This is a genomic window from Acinetobacter terrestris (assembly GCF_004331155.1).
In the GTDB taxonomy this organism is placed as follows: Bacteria; Pseudomonadota; Gammaproteobacteria; order Pseudomonadales; family Moraxellaceae; genus Acinetobacter; species Acinetobacter terrestris.
Map to the genome: position 1 here is coordinate 78,634 of NZ_SJNZ01000007.1, position 16,471 is coordinate 95,104.

Annotated in this window: 15 protein-coding genes; 8 read left to right on the top strand and 7 right to left on the bottom strand. The window is 40.6% G+C overall.

The annotated features are described in order from the left end of the window. The first annotated feature begins 312 nt into the window (after positions 1-312). Complete coding sequence (locus tag E0H81_RS05710) at positions 313-927, top strand: TetR/AcrR family transcriptional regulator (RefSeq protein ID WP_131317275.1); 615 nt, start codon at positions 313-315, stop codon at positions 925-927. A 93-nt stretch (positions 928-1,020) separates the two neighbouring features. On the opposite strand, the gene E0H81_RS05715 is transcribed toward E0H81_RS05710, so the two are convergent. Further along, positions 1,021-1,584 (bottom strand): 5'-methylthioadenosine/S-adenosylhomocysteine nucleosidase family protein, encoded by a 564-nt coding sequence (locus tag E0H81_RS05715; protein ID WP_131317277.1) that lies wholly within the window; start codon positions 1,582-1,584, stop codon positions 1,021-1,023. 277 nt (positions 1,585-1,861) lie between these two features. Between E0H81_RS05715 and ribF the strand changes: the two genes are divergently transcribed. The 6 genes from ribF (at position 1,862) to E0H81_RS05745 (ending at position 8,959) form a co-directional block, all read left to right on the top strand. Then, positions 1,862-2,863: a riboflavin biosynthesis protein RibF gene (gene ribF / locus E0H81_RS05720; protein WP_131317279.1), complete on the top strand. Its 1,002-nt coding sequence runs from the start codon at positions 1,862-1,864 to the stop codon at positions 2,861-2,863. 63 nt (positions 2,864-2,926) lie between these two features. Further along, positions 2,927-5,773, top strand: a complete 2,847-nt coding sequence (gene ileS, locus E0H81_RS05725; RefSeq protein ID WP_131317281.1) for an isoleucine--tRNA ligase — start codon at positions 2,927-2,929, stop codon at positions 5,771-5,773. Beyond that, positions 5,766-6,308 carry a signal peptidase II gene (gene lspA / locus E0H81_RS05730; protein WP_131269559.1) on the top strand — a complete coding sequence of 181 codons (543 nt, stop codon included), beginning with the start codon at positions 5,766-5,768 and terminating at the stop codon, positions 6,306-6,308. The genes ileS and lspA overlap by 8 nt, the downstream gene beginning before the upstream one ends. Beyond that, positions 6,301-6,783, top strand: coding sequence for an FKBP-type peptidyl-prolyl cis-trans isomerase (locus E0H81_RS05735; RefSeq protein WP_131269558.1), 483 nt, complete (start codon positions 6,301-6,303; stop codon positions 6,781-6,783). The genes lspA and E0H81_RS05735 overlap by 8 nt, the downstream gene beginning before the upstream one ends. 135 nt (positions 6,784-6,918) lie before the next feature. Continuing rightward, positions 6,919-7,461 (top strand): NADPH-dependent FMN reductase, encoded by a 543-nt coding sequence (locus tag E0H81_RS05740; RefSeq protein WP_131317283.1) that lies wholly within the window; start codon positions 6,919-6,921, stop codon positions 7,459-7,461. A gap of 457 nt (positions 7,462-7,918) precedes the next feature. Further along, positions 7,919-8,959 carry a TauD/TfdA family dioxygenase gene (locus E0H81_RS05745; protein WP_131317285.1) on the top strand — a complete coding sequence of 347 codons (1,041 nt, stop codon included), beginning with the start codon at positions 7,919-7,921 and terminating at the stop codon, positions 8,957-8,959. A 79-nt stretch (positions 8,960-9,038) separates the two neighbouring features. Here the strand turns inward: E0H81_RS05745 and E0H81_RS05750 are convergent, their stop codons facing one another. The 3 genes from E0H81_RS05750 to E0H81_RS05760 all read right to left on the bottom strand — a co-directional run bounded on the left by E0H81_RS05750 (position 9,039) and on the right by E0H81_RS05760 (position 13,033). Next, positions 9,039-10,205: a PQQ-dependent sugar dehydrogenase gene (locus E0H81_RS05750; protein ID WP_131317287.1), complete on the bottom strand. Its 1,167-nt coding sequence runs from the start codon at positions 10,203-10,205 to the stop codon at positions 9,039-9,041. 139 nt (positions 10,206-10,344) lie between these two features. Beyond that, positions 10,345-11,799: a sensor domain-containing diguanylate cyclase gene (locus E0H81_RS05755; protein WP_131317289.1), complete on the bottom strand. Its 1,455-nt coding sequence runs from the start codon at positions 11,797-11,799 to the stop codon at positions 10,345-10,347. 487 nt (positions 11,800-12,286) lie between these two features. Beyond that, positions 12,287-13,033 (bottom strand): IS5 family transposase, encoded by a 747-nt coding sequence (locus tag E0H81_RS05760; RefSeq protein WP_131317291.1) that lies wholly within the window; start codon positions 13,031-13,033, stop codon positions 12,287-12,289. 236 nt (positions 13,034-13,269) lie between these two features. Here E0H81_RS05760 and E0H81_RS05765 point away from each other — a divergent pair, with 236 nt between their 5' ends. Beyond that, positions 13,270-13,581, top strand: coding sequence for a hypothetical protein (locus tag E0H81_RS05765; protein ID WP_131266136.1), 312 nt, complete (start codon positions 13,270-13,272; stop codon positions 13,579-13,581). 196 nt (positions 13,582-13,777) lie between these two features. Here E0H81_RS05765 and E0H81_RS05770 read toward each other — a convergent pair whose 3' ends face one another. Genes E0H81_RS05770 through E0H81_RS05780 form a run of 3 tightly spaced genes read right to left on the bottom strand, consistent with a single transcriptional unit; the run spans position 13,778 to position 16,386 of the window. Next, on the bottom strand, positions 13,778-14,521 hold the full coding sequence (locus E0H81_RS05770) for an SDR family oxidoreductase (RefSeq protein ID WP_131317293.1): 744 nt from the start codon (positions 14,519-14,521) through the stop codon (positions 13,778-13,780). Positions 14,522-14,563: 42 nt separating this feature from the next. Further along, a complete protein-coding gene (locus tag E0H81_RS05775) occupies positions 14,564-15,262 on the bottom strand; it encodes a histidine phosphatase family protein (protein WP_131317295.1) in 699 nt (232 codons plus the stop codon). Beyond that, complete coding sequence (locus tag E0H81_RS05780) at positions 15,259-16,386, bottom strand: phosphotransferase family protein (protein WP_131317297.1); 1,128 nt, start codon at positions 16,384-16,386, stop codon at positions 15,259-15,261. Before E0H81_RS05780 ends, E0H81_RS05775 begins: the two co-directional genes overlap by 4 nt. Between the last annotated feature and the right edge of the window lie 85 nt (positions 16,387-16,471).

Here is a 16,471-nt window from a genome sequence, read left to right on the forward strand (position 1 = left end):
CTTGATAATGCTGAATAAAGCACATCTTATTCTTTAATTAATTTAATCATTCATTTAATACTTGAGCATTAAATGCAACGTTCAAAAAAATAAAAAAAATCAATCTAATTGAATTATTTAACGATCTTTAATGCGCTATTTTCTGCCCTGTTTTAAAGCATCTTTTTACATTGGTCGAAAACTTGGCAATTTAATAGCTGATCTAAAAAATAAATCGTCAATATTCATAAAATTAAAACTTTTGCCTGTGCACAAATCTGATGATTTGTCGTACAATTTAAGGTTCCACTTTTAATTGTTTTTTAATGGCCAATGGAACAAAAAAAGAGTACACAAAAACGACATCAACTGCTAAACGCAGCCTTGGATGTATTTTCCCTTTATGGTTTTAATGGGGCAAGCTTAGACGAGATTGCTCAAATTGCTGAAATGCACAAATCCAATATTTTCTATTATTATGAAAATAAGGAAGCCTTGTACGTTGAAGTACTCACCACGGTATTACAGAAGTGGCTTGCTCCACTGCAAATGCTAGAAACAGAGCTTGAACCTGAAAAAGCGATTACCAATTATTTATTGCAAAAAATTGAGGTTTCTCGTACCCAGCCGAAAGCATCGCGACTGTTTGCTTTGGAAGTGATTCAAGGTGCGCCGCATATCCTGCCAATTTTAAAAGGTCCGTTAAAGAAATTGGTCAAGCGTAAAGCCAAAGTCATTACTATGTGGCAAGATCAAGGTAAAATTTCCAAGGACATTGATCCGGAACTTTTAATTCTGAATATTTGGGCGGTGACCCAAAACTATGCAGATTTTGCCACCCAGATGGAAATGGTCACCGGCAAGACCTTGCGTAACCGCAGTATGCAGCAGCGCATCATCCAACATACTGTGCATATGATGTTATACGGCGTGATTCCCCGCCCATAATTGTTAAATTATAATTCTTAAATTATCGTCTACGATAATTTTGGCATACGACCATAGACCACTATGGTCGCCGAATTTCCAGGCCTACCCTGCTTATTTGACCGTTTGATATAATTTTAATAACTTTTGCGCACCCAACAATAAATTTTCTTCCCAATCCAAATGTGCGGTGTCATTCGCGCCATCAGTAATATATTTCACTGAAATGAATCGTACGCCCAGCTTCTTGCACACCTTGGCAATCGCGTAGCCTTCCATATCCACCAAATCACAGGGCACTTTCGGTATACCTGTTTCAAAGCTGTCACCCGTTCCACAAATGCCTTTTTCTAAGTATGGGAAATAAGCTTCTAAATGAATTTCTGCAGGATGGTCATCATCCATAGGAGTCACTCCTACAGCAAAGCCTAATGGCGATACATCCATATCACGTTGCACAAACGTGCTTACTTCAACCAAGGCATGTGCATCAAACTGTGAACTTCCCGCCGAACCCAAGTTGAGTAAGGTTTTACAGCCGGTTTTTTGAATCACTTCAAAGGCTTTAAATGCAGCATTCACTTTACCAATACCACTGTAATGCACTCGAATCCCGGCTTGTTCAAACAAGCCTTTCGATTCATTAGGAAGTGCCATAATTAAAGCCAAATCCGACATAGTGGAACCTTGTTTACTTGCAAATTTAAAATTGTGCCCATTAGAAAAGAATTACAGGATGAGTGCAAATTTAAAATTGTGATCAGCTTGCTGTTCAAAAATCTGATGCATCTGGATGCATTTAAGCTTTAGTTCCCTGATCTAATCCTTAACCATTTCAATGCTATTTTTTACTAGAAAGTTCAATATTTTTTTGTATGAAAACACAACAACAAGACGAACGCTCAAGATTATGGCAATATATAGCCCTGATAATTTTTCACTTATTGATTCGCCCATGAAGCTGCTCCGCCTGAATGCTTTAGCGCCAAATTTTCAACTGCCAAAAACTGCCGCTACGATTGGTAATTTTGACGGTGTACATTTGGGTCATCAGGCCATGATTGCACAATTAAAACAACTCGCTGCAGCACAAAACTTAAAAACCCTGGTGATGATATTTGAGCCACAACCGCTTGAATTTTTTAAAGGTTATGAAGCACCGCCTAGAATTAGCTCATTGCGGGAAAAAGTCGAATACCTAACCGAACTGGGTGTCGACTATATCGCGATTGCGAAATTTGATAATCATTTCCGTAGTTTAAATGCTGAAAGCTTTGCCGATATTCTCAAAAATAAACTTAACGCAGAACATCTGGTGCTGGGCGACGATTTCCATTTCGGCAAAAACCGTCAAGGCAATAGTGAATTCTTGCGCGGCTACGGTTTTCAGGTCACCAATTTAAATACCATTGCCCTGGATGGACACCGCGTCAGCTCGACCCGGATTCGTCATACCTTGCAAGCCGGCGATTTAGCCTTGGCGGCTAAATTGCTGGGTCGTCCCTATAGCATTACTGGTCGGGTACAATATGGCGACCAGATTGGACGTACCATTGATTTCCCGACCATTAACGTCCGTCTCAACCGTCATAAACCCTGTTTAAACGGGATTTACGGCGTTGAAGTCGTATGTGAAACCGGATCTTTAAAAGATAAAGTGAAAGCCGACAATCCTGAAAAACCGGGGATTGCAGGCTATGAGCCGACTGCCCTGTTTGGTGCAGGACATGTCGGTACACGACCAGCCATCAAACAGCAACATCCTGAATGGCGATTAGAAGTACATTTTCCTGATGTTTCTGCTAATCTGTATGGCCTGTTAATGCGGGTGACGTTCTTAAACTATCTACATGGTGAAAAGGACTACCCTTCGCTTGAAGCATTGAAAGCGGGAATTGATGACGATGTTGAGAAACTGCTTGAGTTTCGACAAAACACCTCCAATTTCCCCTTTTAAATCCCACATTTTTTATTGTAAAACGCGTCAGCCTAAGACTGATTAAATTGGAAGACAACTTGCATGAGCGATAAGCAAACTCCTGAAAATGCAGTGGATTATAAAGCCACGCTAAACCTCCCAGGTACTGAATTTGCGATGAAAGCAAATCTCGCAGTACGTGAAGCAAAATGGTTAGAAGAGTGGTATGCCGACAACATTTATCAGCAGATTCGTGCATCGCGTATTGGCAAGAAAAAATATGTGCTTCACGATGGCCCTCCATACGCAAATGGTCAAATCCATTTGGGTCATGCGGTAAATAAAGTCCTCAAAGACATCATTATCAAAAGCCGCATTATGGATGGCTTTGATGCACCGTATGTTCCGGGTTGGGACTGTCACGGTTTGCCGATTGAACTGAAAGTTGAAGAAAAAGTCGGTAAAGTTGGCGTTAAAGTAGATGCTGCAACCTTCCGTAAACATTGCCGTGAATATGCCTACACTCAAGTTGAATTACAGAAAAAAGACTTTGTGCGTATGGGTGTGTTTGGGGATTGGGACAATCCTTACCTGACCATGAATTTTGCCCAAGAAGCCAATATCGTGCGTTCATTGGGTGAAATCCAGAAACAGGGTCATATCCAGCCAGGTCTTAAACCAGTCAACTGGTGTTTGGACTGCGGTTCTGCACTCGCTGAAGCTGAAGTTGAATACGAAGATAAAAAATCTGATGCGATTGATGTCGGTTTCACTGTTGTTGATTTAGCAGATTTATCGGCGCGTTTGGGTGTAGAAGTTAAAGACTCAACTGATATCGTCATCTGGACCACGACGCCTTGGACCATTCCTGCAAACCAGGCAGTTGCCTTGCATGCGGATATTGAATATCAATTAGTTATCGCACGTGGTGATGACAAAGCAGCGCAAAACTTTATCTTGGCTAAAGATTTGGTGGAATCTGCGACTGAACGCTATGGCTTTAGCACTGTTGAAGTGATTGCCGATTTTACGGGCGCAAAACTTGAAAATCTGGTTCTACAGCATCCTTTAATTAACGATCGTCAGGTTCCAGTTATTTTAGGCGAACACGTGATTGCAACCAGCGGTACAGGTGCGGTACATACCGCGCCCGGCCATGGTGTAGACGATTATAAAGTTGGCTTGTTGTACAACTTGAAAGTCGACAATCCTGTAGGTGGTAACGGTGTGTATTTACCGACTGCACCTGTTTTTGCAGGCGAGCACATTTATAAAGCCAATCCAAAAATTATTGCTGCATTAAGTGAAGCCAACAAGCTTTGGGCGCATGTGGTAATCAAGCATAGCTACCCACATTGCTGGCGTCATAAGACTCCGATTATCTTCCGTGCGACCCCACAATGGTTCATCAGCATGGATGAAAAAGGTTTACGCCAAGGTGCTTTAAACGCGATTGAAAACGACATCAGTTTTGTCCCGGATTGGGGTAAAAACCGTATTGAATCGATGATTGAAGGTCGTCCGGACTGGTGTATCTCGCGTCAACGTACTTGGGGCGTGCCAATCCCGTTCTTCGTGCATAAAGACACCAACGAATTACATCCACGTACCCCTGAACTGATCGAAATCGTTGCCAAACTGATCGAACAGGAAGGCATTGATGGCTGGTATAACCGTGAAGCGAAAGACTTCATCGGTGCCGATGCCGAACACTACAATGCAGTTCGTGACACGCTAGACGTCTGGTTTGACTCGGGTACAACGCATTTTGCGGTGCTGCGTGAACGTGAAGAATTGACTGATCCTGCTGATTTGTACCTTGAAGGTTCAGATCAGCACCGTGGTTGGTTCCAGTCTTCATTATTGACCTCTATCGCGATTAACAAGCGCGCACCTTACAAAGGCTTGTTGACCCACGGTTTCGTGGTCGATGAAAAAGGTCGTAAGATGTCGAAATCAATCGGCAACGTGATCACACCGCAAGACATCATTAAAGATATGGGTGCAGACGGTTTACGTTTCTGGATTGCGTCATCTGACTACCGTTATGAAATGACTGCGGGTAAAGAAATCTTTAGCCGTGCATCAGACGGCTACCGTCGTATCCGTAACACCTTGCGTTTCTTGTTGGCGAACCTAAATGGTTTCCAACCGGCGACTGATGCATTGCCTGTCGATCAGTTGATCGCGCTTGATCAATACATCCTGCAACGTGCAGCGGACGTACAAAAAACCATTCAGCAAGCCTATGAAGATATGAACTTCCATATTGTGGCAAGTTCGTTGACCAATTTCTGTATTAATGACCTGGGTGGTTTCTACCTCGACATCATCAAAGACCGTCAGTACACCACCAAAGCGGATTCTCAAGCACGTCATTCTGCACAAACTGCGCTGTATCATTTGGTTCAAGCCTTTGTACGCTGGATGGCACCAATCTTGACCTTTACCGCTCAAGAAGCTTGGCCTTTAATTCCGGGTCAAACTGAGAAATACGTGTTCACCACTGAATGGTATGACATTCCTGTTGCATCGAAAGCCAACCTGGTTTCAGAAGCTGATTGGCAAACCATGATTGCGGTTAAATCTGCGGTGAACAAGCAAATTGAAGCAGCACGTAATGCCAAACTGATTGGTTCGAACTTGTCTGCCAAAGTTGAACTTTGGGCCAATGCTGAATTGAAAGCGGTGCTTGATCAGTTAAGTGATGAACTTCGTTTCGTTCTGATCACATCAACTGTCATTGTAAATGCATTTGATGAAGCACAAGGTGAAGCGACAGATCTTGAAGGCTTGCGTGTGAAAGTATCGGCTGCGATGGGCGAAAAATGTGCCCGTTGCTGGCATGTTCTTCCGGATGTGAATACACATCACGAACACCCAGGCCTTTGTTCTCGTTGTATTATTAACCTTCCTACAGGTCAAGGCGAAGAGAGAAAATATGCCTAATCCGCAAACTAAAAAGGGCTTATTCCAATTCTACCCACACAATCTGCTGTGGGTGGGTTTATCCATTGTCGCGATTATTCTGGATCAATGGACCAAATGGATTGCAACGACACAGCTGAATTATGCAGATCCTGTGCCGGTACTGCCCTTTTTAAATTGGACATTGCTACATAACTATGGCGCAGCCTTTAGTTTCTTGTCCGATGCCGGTGGATGGCAACGTTATTTCTTTACTTCACTGGCAGGTTTAGTGTCTGTGATTTTTGTATTTTGGCTGATGCGTATGCCGAAAAAAATGGTGATTTTACCGATGGCGATTGCCCTGATTTTGGGTGGTGCGATCGGTAATTTAATTGACCGCGTTTCTTTAGGTTATGTGGTCGATTTCATTCACGTTTACTACAACAACAGCCATTTTCCTGCTTTCAATATTGCAGATAGTGCTATTACTGTGGGCACTATTTTGCTGCTGATCGATACTTTTTTCCTAGAAAAGCAACGTATTCAACGTGCGGAAGCGCAACACAATGACTGAAATTATTAATCCAAATGAAGAAACCCGTATTAATGAAGGTTCGAAAGTAGAGCTTCATTTTTCGGTTGCCATTGAAAATGGTGTGGAAATTGATAACACCCGTAGCCGTGAAGAACCGGTCAGCCTGGTGATGGGCGATGGCAGCTTATTGCCCGGTTTTGAAAAAGCCCTGTTTGGTCTACGTGCCGGTGACCGTCGTACTGTCAGCCTTCCTCCTGAAGATGCTTTCGGTCCCTGGAACCCTGAAAACGTACAAAAATTTGATACGGTTAAATTCGAGCAGACACCAATTGTCGGTCATATGATTGAATTTGAAGATAAAGCTAAACAAAGCCTGTTTGGTGTCGTGAAATCAGTCGGTGAAGATATTACCGAAATTGATTTCAATCACCCGCTTGCGGGCAAAGACATTACTTTTGAAGTGGAAATCTTTAAAGTGACCCCTGCCGGTCAGCAAGGTATTAAACTGATGTAAAAGATCATCTAACAGATGATTTTTAAAAGCTCCTTCGGGAGCTTTTTTAGCTTCTGGAGATACAAATTCCTAATACTCAGCCTCCCATATTCATATTAATTTAGACCCTAACTTTATAAAAAATACAGGCTCAATATGAAAATTCAAATTATTGTCGGTAGTGTTCGTGAAGGTCGTATTGCGATTAAAGTTGCGCGCTGGGTACAACGCAGTATCGAAAGAGCAAATTACAGTACCGTTCAGGCTGAACTGGTCGATTTAAAAGAATGGAACTTGCCTATTTTTTCAGGGGCACATCCACCGATTACCGGTATTTACGATCAACCGAAACAACAGGAATGGGCAGATAAAATTGCTTCAGGTGATGCGATGATTTTCATTAGCCCTGAATATAACCATGGCTACAGCCCCGCACTCAAAAATGCCCTGGATTACCTAGGCAAAGAATGGCAAGGTAAACCTGCGGCTTATATAGGCTATGGGGCAACCAACGGTTCACGCTCGATTGATCAAATCCGTCAGGTCGGAACCCAACTCGGTTTAGTTGACAGTAATGCGGTAATTGAAATTCGTGACATCTTTTCACGCAATAAAACTGAAGAATTTGAACCGAATGAATTTGACAACAAAACTCTAAAATCGGTGCTGGATAAACTGATTCAGTACGTCAGTGCCTGATAATAGAATTATCTTGTACGTTTTAGCTTACAACAGTTGCCGAATATCTCCACTTTTCACACATTACTTTTCACACTATATTTAACTTATAGCAAGACAGGAAGTCTGCAGAACTTAAAACTAAAATACTAAGTGATGATAACAGCAGGATGCTGACAGGTACGACAGGAGTTATACCTTTAAAATGAATATAAAAAAGCCTCGACAGGATGTCGGGGCTTTTTTTTCAAAATCATTTTATTTTTATAATCATTTAATATCACGGTTTAAACTGAACCTGCCACTTGTCGAAAAACTCAATTAAACCACCAAAATTTACATCATGCTGAAATACCAAACTTTATAATCCCATTCAGTCCAACAATCATCCATAACATTTTTATGAGCAATTAGAATAAAGTGAAAGATTATTCTAGGCATCATAAGTAAAACAATAAAAATATTTGAGAGAAAAACTATGCAATTAGAACATCATTTTCTGAATGATTACGCCAAAGTATTCATGGCTCACCCCGACAACAATACATGTCAGGATTTAGCCCAATATATTGAGAACAATCTTGAACAGCTGATGCAACAAATCCATCAGCATGGCATCCTAATTTTTCGGGGATTTAACATTCAGCAAACGGAAGAATTTCATCAACTTATTGAACAAAAATTCAAGTTACAGCCGTGGAATTCCTTCAATCCCAATATGCCGGGTTGGGTTGCATCATGGATGCGTAAATATAGTGAAAGTATCTTAGGCGCAGGCGATTATCGACGTTATATTGACCGCAATACCGTTCAGTTGGGGCCAGTAGAAAACGCTGTACAAGGTCCGCACGTGGAAGGTGGCGTCCGTTCTGAACGCTCGCGCTATATCGCTTTATATTGTCAGGAACCCTCAACTTATCTGGCTGAAACTGGTTTTAACAATCTCGAGAAAATTTGGGAAAATTTTCCTGAATCGGTAAAGCAAAAATACCAAGGCACATGGAACCATTTTTCTTATGTCTCATCGCGCAAAATTAATTTTATGGATCGGATCTTGCTGAAAAAGAGTCCTTTTAGCGTAAGCATACTGCCTGACAAGAAAGCCAAACTAACCTTGCAACGTGCTCCTCTGGTGATTAAGCATCCTGTGACCCAAAAGCTGGCGCTACAACCGTGGGCCTTTGCCAACAATACCAATCCATTTGCTTATCAGGCTGCGCAAAATTGCTTTGAAAATCGTGGTGAAATCCAGATTGATTCCACGGCTGACGGTATGCAGCTGACCTGGGAAATTTTCAATCAGCAGGGCCATAAAGTTGAATGGACGGATCAAGAGAAACAGGACTTTTTTGATGCGATGTATCGTGATGCCCTGTTATTGCAATGGCAGAAAGGCGATGTTGCGATTGTCGATAATATTAAAATTGCCCATTGGCGCATGAATGGCGAACAAGGTAACCGTAAACTCATTCAAATTCAGGCCAATGTATTTAATGCTGATGATCATTATGCAGCGTAATACCACCAGATGACTTATACAGATATTATTAAAAGCCTAACATTTATTTCAATGCAGGCTTTTAAATTAAAGGATGACATTATTTTGCAGTCATTTTGAGTAGTCTGGCATTTTTGCCATCTTCAAGTACCCAAATTGCACCGTCTTTGGCTTCCAGCAAGCCACGAATACGCTGTTTTATATCCAAGCGCTGCACTTCCTTCATGGGTTTCATTTCGGTATCAACCACAATAATGGCTTTGGATGACAAGCCACCGATCAGGGCCTTATTTTTCCATGCGGGAAATTGATTGCCTTTATAAAATATCAGGCTGGATGGCGAGATGACAGGAGTCCAGCTGATCTCAGGCGCCTTAAATTCAGGTCGGGTATTATGGTCAGGAATGTCTTTACCATCGTAATGATCACCATTGGAAACAAAGGGATACCCATAGTTATCACCCTTCACAACCATATTCAGTTCATCGCCACCTTTGGGTCCCATTTCAGCTACCCACAGCTGAGCTTTATGATCAAATGCAATACCTAGAGGATTGCGATGCCCCAAACTCCAGACCTGTTTGGCAATCTCGCCCTGGTTCATAAATGGATTACCTGAAGCAGGTGTACCATCATCATTTAAACGTAGAATTTTGCCTAAATTCGATTGCATATCCTGTGCAGGATCAAACTTCTGACGTTCACCTGAACTGATCCAGAGCTTGCCATCCGAGCCAAATAACAGCCGATGTCCATAATGGCCCTGACCTTGTACTTTAGGCACTTGTTGCCAAATGGTTTTTAAATTTTTAAGTTGTGGGTCTTTAGCATTAGATAAATCCAATTCCCCGCGTGCAACTACAGCCCCATAACCACCCTGTCCTGCTGCTGCATAGCTGATATAGACCTGATGGTTCTGTGCAAATTGCGGATGTAATGCAATATCGCCCAAGCCGCCTTGTCCACCATAAGCCACTTTAGGCAGGCCTTTGACTTCGACTTTTTGCTGGGTTTGGGGATCAAATAATTGTAATTTGCCTTTTCGTTCAGTAATCAGTAAGCGACCATCCTTTAAAGATGTAATGGCCCAAGGTTCATTAAATTGTGCAATCGTACTGAGTTGATAACCTTGCGGTATTTTTGAGGAAGATTGCTGTTTTGGCTGTTCCTTTGCCTTTTGTGAAGTGTCATTTTGGGCATGACATGCAGTTAAACCATAAAAAGTTAAACTTAAACCTAAAATGGCAGCGATGTGAATTTGACTCATATTTATTCTTCTTCAATCAACACTACAATCAATTTAGCATTTCAAGACAAATTACTGCATATAAAAGAGCAAGTAATCGTAAAAGGATATGACATTTCACTTGATGAATTGTTAAAACTCAATCCCAGTTTCATCTGACTTACTGAAGACAGGCTTGATCCCGTTGGATTTTTGCTTGGTAGAGTTGCTGATCCGCTGTTTTCATCAAGCAATCGACACTTCTATAGCTATGTGCAGGATCCATCACGGCAGCCCCGACACTAATGGTAATATAGGGTTTTCCATCGTCCCGGTTGGCATGCTCGAGTTCTAGACCACGGATCACTCGACGCAATTTTTCTGCAAATTCTTGAGCCTGTTCCATACTCAAATCCGATAACAAAATTGCAAATTCTTCCCCACCATAGCGTGCTAAAAAACCCGATGCTGGCAAAATTGAATCTATGGTCTTGACCAAAGTCTTTAAAATATCATCACCTTTAAGATGACCATAATAATCATTATATTTTTTAAAATAATCGACATCAATCATATAGAACACCAGCGATGATTCCGCTTCGATCGCTTGCTTAAAGCGCTGTTGTATCTCTATATTTAGTGCATAACGGTTATATGCACCTGTTAAAGCATCGATTCGAACTTGCAGTGCCAATTGCTCATTGAGCTGCATTACGGCCTGGGTCCGTTCTTGTACTTTCTGATCCAGCATCGTGTTCCACTGCAATAATTTCTTATTCAGCAATTCAGTTTTATAACTCTGCACAGCATAATCACGGCTGAGCTGTAAGGTGATCACCATAAAATAAACACACGAACTATAAAAGGCGATTTCTACTGAATCAATCAGCTTAAGCCCCAATAAATAGTCATGTATAAATGTAAGACACACTAAAACAATGGCAAAAGCGTTGGCTTTTGAATAGGGAATTTGATCACGATAAATCCGGTAAACCCCATATAAAAGATTGGCAAAAATCAGAAATGAAATGGCAAAACTTTGAAAAAAGAAGTGTTGAAAGACCAAAGGCTGTTGGGTCAAAGTCACCACAACATTGACAATGATCACTGCACAAGTAATCAGTAATAAAAAGCTGTGAATGAGCTGATGAGGCAGTAAGTAGACATAAAGTAGAAAGAACAGACAGACCAATTCAGTCAGTAGATATTCAAGTCGCGTTCCCCAAAGCCAAGGAATATTGGTGAATAAGGTATAAATAAAGGGAACAGCAAAGAAACTACGCAGACTTAAACATAAAATAAAAATTCCCAAAAACAGCCAAACATGACTAGGCTGCTTCTGCGCAATACGATACAGCGCAAACAACACCATAAAACAGCCAATCATCAGCAATACACCACTTACAATACTGAGTGGAATCACTTGGCCATAAAATTTGTGCAAAATCGGTTTATTAAAACCGATATAAATACTGTTTTCCAGACCACCGCGAATATGCTGAAAAATTGAGGCCTGAATGGTAATGACTACGTCGGTTTTATTCGGGAAAAATGATACCAATTTAGGCGCCATTTCAGTTTGATGCTGCCTCTCTGCACCAACTTGCCCAATCTTGGTCAGTAAGCCATCATCCACAAATAACTGATAGGCACCATACTGGTAGGGAATATATAAGTAGATTTGTTGCCCTACCGCAGATTCAGGTAAATGAAAACGCTGTTGAAACGTTGCTACGCCATCTTTATGCCCTTAAATACTGATAAATGATGCGGGTAATTGAACGTTTTTACTAATTTTGGATGGAGAACCATCCTGATTTTCAGAGCCAGATATAATTGATTAGGATAATAATTCCATACGCCATCAAGTCGTGCATTATGATCTTGGTCAAAATTTAATGGAATAGAGGCATCGACCTAGCTACTCAGCAATAACAACCATAGAGAGAAAATAGCACGAAGAAAAATGCGGAGCATGAGAAGAAGATGGATAAAAATTAAGTGGATGAGTATAACATTTAACCTTAAAACCACAGGCTTATTTAATCGGCTTAAAATTTAATCCTTGAGTCGAAAAATCATGTAATCGAATTTAAGGATTTACTTTAGGGTCTGTTGACATTTTATAATGGTAGCCAAATAAAGATACAAGCTAAGGCAACAGAATTTTCATAGCTTCGCTTTAGCTTGTCATAGCGTGTGGCAATTCCTCTAAATTGCTTTAATCTAGCAAAGGCATTCTCAATTAAATGCCTGATTTTATATAAATACCAATCCATATGATCATTATTTGAAAGCGTATTGGATTTCTTGGGAATATTGGCTTGAGTACCCATTTTTTCTATCTGTTCTCTCAAGGATTCAGAGTCATAACCCTTATCGGCACAGAGAATTTCTGTCTCGTTCAGATCTATGCTGTTAACTAATTTCGGTGCCACTTTTACATCATGGGTCGTACCATCCTCTATCAGAAACTGAACAGGGTTCCCATGAGAATCAACTGCCAAATGAATTTTAGAACTGTTTCCACCAATGCTTTTTGAAATTGCCTGATCCTTGATTCCTGTAGCATGCTGATGAGCCCTCACATGGCTGGCATCAATAAACACCCACTCCAGATCAGCATCAGATGAAATTAACTTAAATATTTTTAATAACTTATTATCTTTGGACCATCGGGAAAATTTCTTGAATATAGAATTTGGTTTTCCAAAGGCTGAGGGTAAATCCCGCCATGGGCAGCCTGTACGAATTCTATAAAGAATAGCTTCAATAAAATTTCGAAGATTTTGTTTGAGATAAATACGAAAATTACGGAAAATAGTTTCTAACTTAGACCAGTGTTGATCGGTCAACATTGTACGAGGCATAGCGAGGAGTAGATTTGGTTTGGCGATTAAACTCTACTTGCTCGCTATTTTTTTGCACAGTAAATGTCAACAGACCCTAAGTTAATAAAAATTTATTTATAAAAAAGTGAAAGAGCTACATTTCTTGGAAGAAAATGCCTACTTTATATACGGGATTCATATTAAAGTAATCTCTAGAATTTAAATACCATCATACTTGCATAATTTTATTATTGACTTAGCCAAGAGTAATCGAAATGGACTATTGGAATAGCATTTTATTAATATCAATAATTGCAATCGTTGGCCTTAGTGTTATTACATTAATTGTGGGCTGTAAAATCTGGAAAAATCTTGTTATTACGCTCATCATTTCAACGCTTATCACCTTTCTCGTTTTATGCGCGATCAGCTTTTTGTGGAGACAAGGTGTTTATGTACCCTGGAGCAACAATAATCTTTGGAATGAAATACTTACTTTTGAAATGGGGCTGATGAGTTTTGTCATTGGTGGTGTGAGCACTTTTATCATTATGTTAGGCATTCTGATTTCCAAGAATAATAGATAATTTTATTAATATTGGGATTATAAAGCTGCTCTTTTAAACGTTTTGCAGATCCGCTCAATATAAATCCGTATTTTGTACCTCTATTATTTTTATCAATATAATTAATTAAAAATGAGTTTATTAAAACTTAAAAAATAAAAGGCTCATTACTGAGCCTGTTTTTATTTAAGCATTTAAGCACTTGAGTATTTAAGTCTTAGCCCAACTTATTGACCCATTTTAAAGGCAATACTTTCATCGCCAATCCTAATGGCAGCCATGGCCATTGCGGTACATATGCTTTTACTGGCTCTTTCTCGATTGCTTGAGCAAGCAAATGTGAGCCTGTTTTTTCATCCACTTCAAAAGGCAGTTTTTTAGCGCCTTCATTAATTTCAGTCCGGATATAACCGGGGAAAATTGTGCTTACTTTAATAGGCGTATCAATCAGTTCGGCACGAATACCTTCTGCCAGATGTGCAACTGCTGCTTTACTTGCACCATATGCGGTTAAATGCTTTGGCATACCGCGCATTGCACTCATCGATGAAATCATCACCAAATGACCTGAATTTTGCGCACGGAAAATTTCAACCGCTGCTTCACATTGCGCCAAAGCAGAAATAAAGTTGGTTTCTACCGTGGCACGGTTAACTTCGAAATTGCCTTTACCAATACGACGGCCTTCTCCCACTCCAGCATTTACAATCACGCGATCAATCGTGCCAAAGTCTTGTTTAAACGCTTTAAATACTTCAAAGACTTGATCGTAATGGGTTACGTCCAAAGTTTTTGTAATCACTTTAATACCGTATTTGCTTTCAAGTTCTTGCTTTAAAGTTTCAAGACGTTCCAGACGACGTGCGCAAATCGCAAGGTTATAGCCCTTTTGTGCAAATTCACGTGCCATTCCCGCACCAATACCCGAGCTGGCACCGGTAATTAAAATCGTTTTTGTCATGATTTATTCCTTTCCTATTTTTCTAAAAATTAAATCTATAAATTAAATCCATGTCAGTAATTGAGGATCTTCAGCTTTAATAAAATGATGTTCATTTAAACTGAGTAATTGCGGCTCATTTCCCACCAAACGTAATGTGGTCATACTGGTATTGGTAATCGCCCAGTTCAGTGCAAAAGTACGGTTCGCATTCAGCTCGAGTAATTTTCCTGCAGCAACTGAAATTACACCACCCGATGTAAATACTACGGCATAACGCGGTTTGGTTTTTGCCAATTCATCACTTAAATTTTGCAATGCGCTTTCTACACGGCTTTTAAAATTTGGCCAAGATTCGTCATATTCATGGTGATAGTCACCCCCCGTCCAGCGTTCAATGGCACCTTCAAAAATTTTGGCTAAATAGGCACGTGGATTGGCTTCATTTTCAACATCCTGTTTTAATAAATGCGGTTCATTAAAACGCGGTTCATATTGAGCAAAAACCTGTTGATGGTTGAACTCATTCCAGGCATTGTCCGTCATGATGGGGGTATCAGGAAAACATTCCGCCAAGGCCAAGTTGGCCGTTTGTTGATGACGCTGCATCGAACCGGCAACGACATAAGGTTCTTCTTTCAGAATTTGATTGAAATACTGACCCAATAATTTTGCCTGTAATTCGCCATTCGGTGAAAGTTTGTCATAACTTTCCGCACCAAACGAAGCCTGTCCGTGACGAATCAGATAAATTGTGGTCATTTTACTTTTCCTAAAATTTCCTGAAGTTTCGCTTTATATTTTTGTGCAATGTCATTGGCTTCGAACTTTTGTTTACCAATCAGTTTTAATGCACGAAGATGCAAGGCATGAATCACGATCCAGAAATCCTTAAATGCAGGATTATTGGTTTGTTTATGGTGATAACGGTAATAGATTTGCTGGGCAATCACGGCTAAACGGAAAATGCCGAACACTTCATAAAAAGCCCAATTTTCAGTTTGAAGACCCATTTTTTCTAAATAGTAATCGACCACTTGTTTACGGCTAAACATGCCTTTTAAATGGGTCGGCTGACGACGTGTCGCTTTAAAAATTTGATGATCTGTCTCTTCAACCCAGTATGCCAAAGCTGAACCCAAATCCATCAATGGATCGCCCAAAGTCGCCATTTCCCAGTCCAGTACGCCAATCACTTCAGTTGGATTGTGCGGATCTAAAATCACATTATCAAAACGCCAGTCGTTATGAATGATGCAGGTATTGCTATCCTCAGGAATATTTTCCAATAACCATTTACGTACAAACCTGAATGAAGGCACATTGATGGTATGCGCTTTTTCATAACGGGTATCCCAGCCTTCGACCTGACGACGACAATAGCCGTCGCCCTTGCCGAGTTTTTCAAGTTCCGTTCCCTGATATGGCACTTGATGCAATTCGATCAACTTATCAATGACATTGACACACAGCTTATTGACTTCGGCTTCACCAAACTGCAATTCAGGCGGTAATTTCGCCCGTGGGATAATGCCTTTGATGCGTTTCATCACATAAAAGTCACAGCCAATCACTGATTCATCCTGACACAGCGCAACCATTTCCGGCAGTACCGGATAGAAAGGTGCAAGATGATGCTGCACATGATATTCACGTGCCATGTCATGCGCAGATTTGGCTTTGGTACCTTTGGGTGGACGTCGCAAAATTAAATCGGCATTGTCATATTTCAAACGATACGTCCAGTTAGATGCACCCCCTGAATATTGAGTGACAGCGACCTGACCGTGTAGATCAATACCTTGTTGCTTAAGCCAATTTTCTACAGCGACCACATCCAGTTCTTCACCTTCACGGACCTTTCCACCAATATCAATAACTGACATGATTATTTCCCTAAATCTTCAATTTCAAAAGACTTCTTACTCTCCTTATTTACACATTTTTCATTTTCTATTGATAGGAAAATTT

What these genes read in the sequence shown, in the direction of transcription:
- E0H81_RS05710 (WP_131317275.1), top strand. Translation starts at nt 313, where the DNA reads ATGGAACAAAAAAAGAGTACACAAAAACGACATCAACTGCTAAACGCA.
- E0H81_RS05715 (WP_131317277.1), bottom strand. Translation starts at nt 1,584, where the DNA reads ATGTCGGATTTGGCTTTAATTATGGCACTTCCTAATGAATCGAAAGGC.
- ribF (WP_131317279.1), top strand. Translation starts at nt 1,862, where the DNA reads ATGAAGCTGCTCCGCCTGAATGCTTTAGCGCCAAATTTTCAACTGCCA.
- ileS (WP_131317281.1), top strand. Translation starts at nt 2,927, where the DNA reads ATGAGCGATAAGCAAACTCCTGAAAATGCAGTGGATTATAAAGCCACG.
- lspA (WP_131269559.1), top strand. Translation starts at nt 5,766, where the DNA reads ATGCCTAATCCGCAAACTAAAAAGGGCTTATTCCAATTCTACCCACAC.
- E0H81_RS05735 (WP_131269558.1), top strand. Translation starts at nt 6,301, where the DNA reads ATGACTGAAATTATTAATCCAAATGAAGAAACCCGTATTAATGAAGGT.
- E0H81_RS05740 (WP_131317283.1), top strand. Translation starts at nt 6,919, where the DNA reads ATGAAAATTCAAATTATTGTCGGTAGTGTTCGTGAAGGTCGTATTGCG.
- E0H81_RS05745 (WP_131317285.1), top strand. Translation starts at nt 7,919, where the DNA reads ATGCAATTAGAACATCATTTTCTGAATGATTACGCCAAAGTATTCATG.
- E0H81_RS05750 (WP_131317287.1), bottom strand. Translation starts at nt 10,205, where the DNA reads ATGAGTCAAATTCACATCGCTGCCATTTTAGGTTTAAGTTTAACTTTT.
- E0H81_RS05760 (WP_131317291.1), bottom strand. Translation starts at nt 13,033, where the DNA reads ATGCCTCGTACAATGTTGACCGATCAACACTGGTCTAAGTTAGAAACT.
- E0H81_RS05765 (WP_131266136.1), top strand. Translation starts at nt 13,270, where the DNA reads ATGGACTATTGGAATAGCATTTTATTAATATCAATAATTGCAATCGTT.
- E0H81_RS05770 (WP_131317293.1), bottom strand. Translation starts at nt 14,521, where the DNA reads ATGACAAAAACGATTTTAATTACCGGTGCCAGCTCGGGTATTGGTGCG.
- E0H81_RS05775 (WP_131317295.1), bottom strand. Translation starts at nt 15,262, where the DNA reads ATGACCACAATTTATCTGATTCGTCACGGACAGGCTTCGTTTGGTGCG.
- E0H81_RS05780 (WP_131317297.1), bottom strand. Translation starts at nt 16,386, where the DNA reads ATGTCAGTTATTGATATTGGTGGAAAGGTCCGTGAAGGTGAAGAACTG.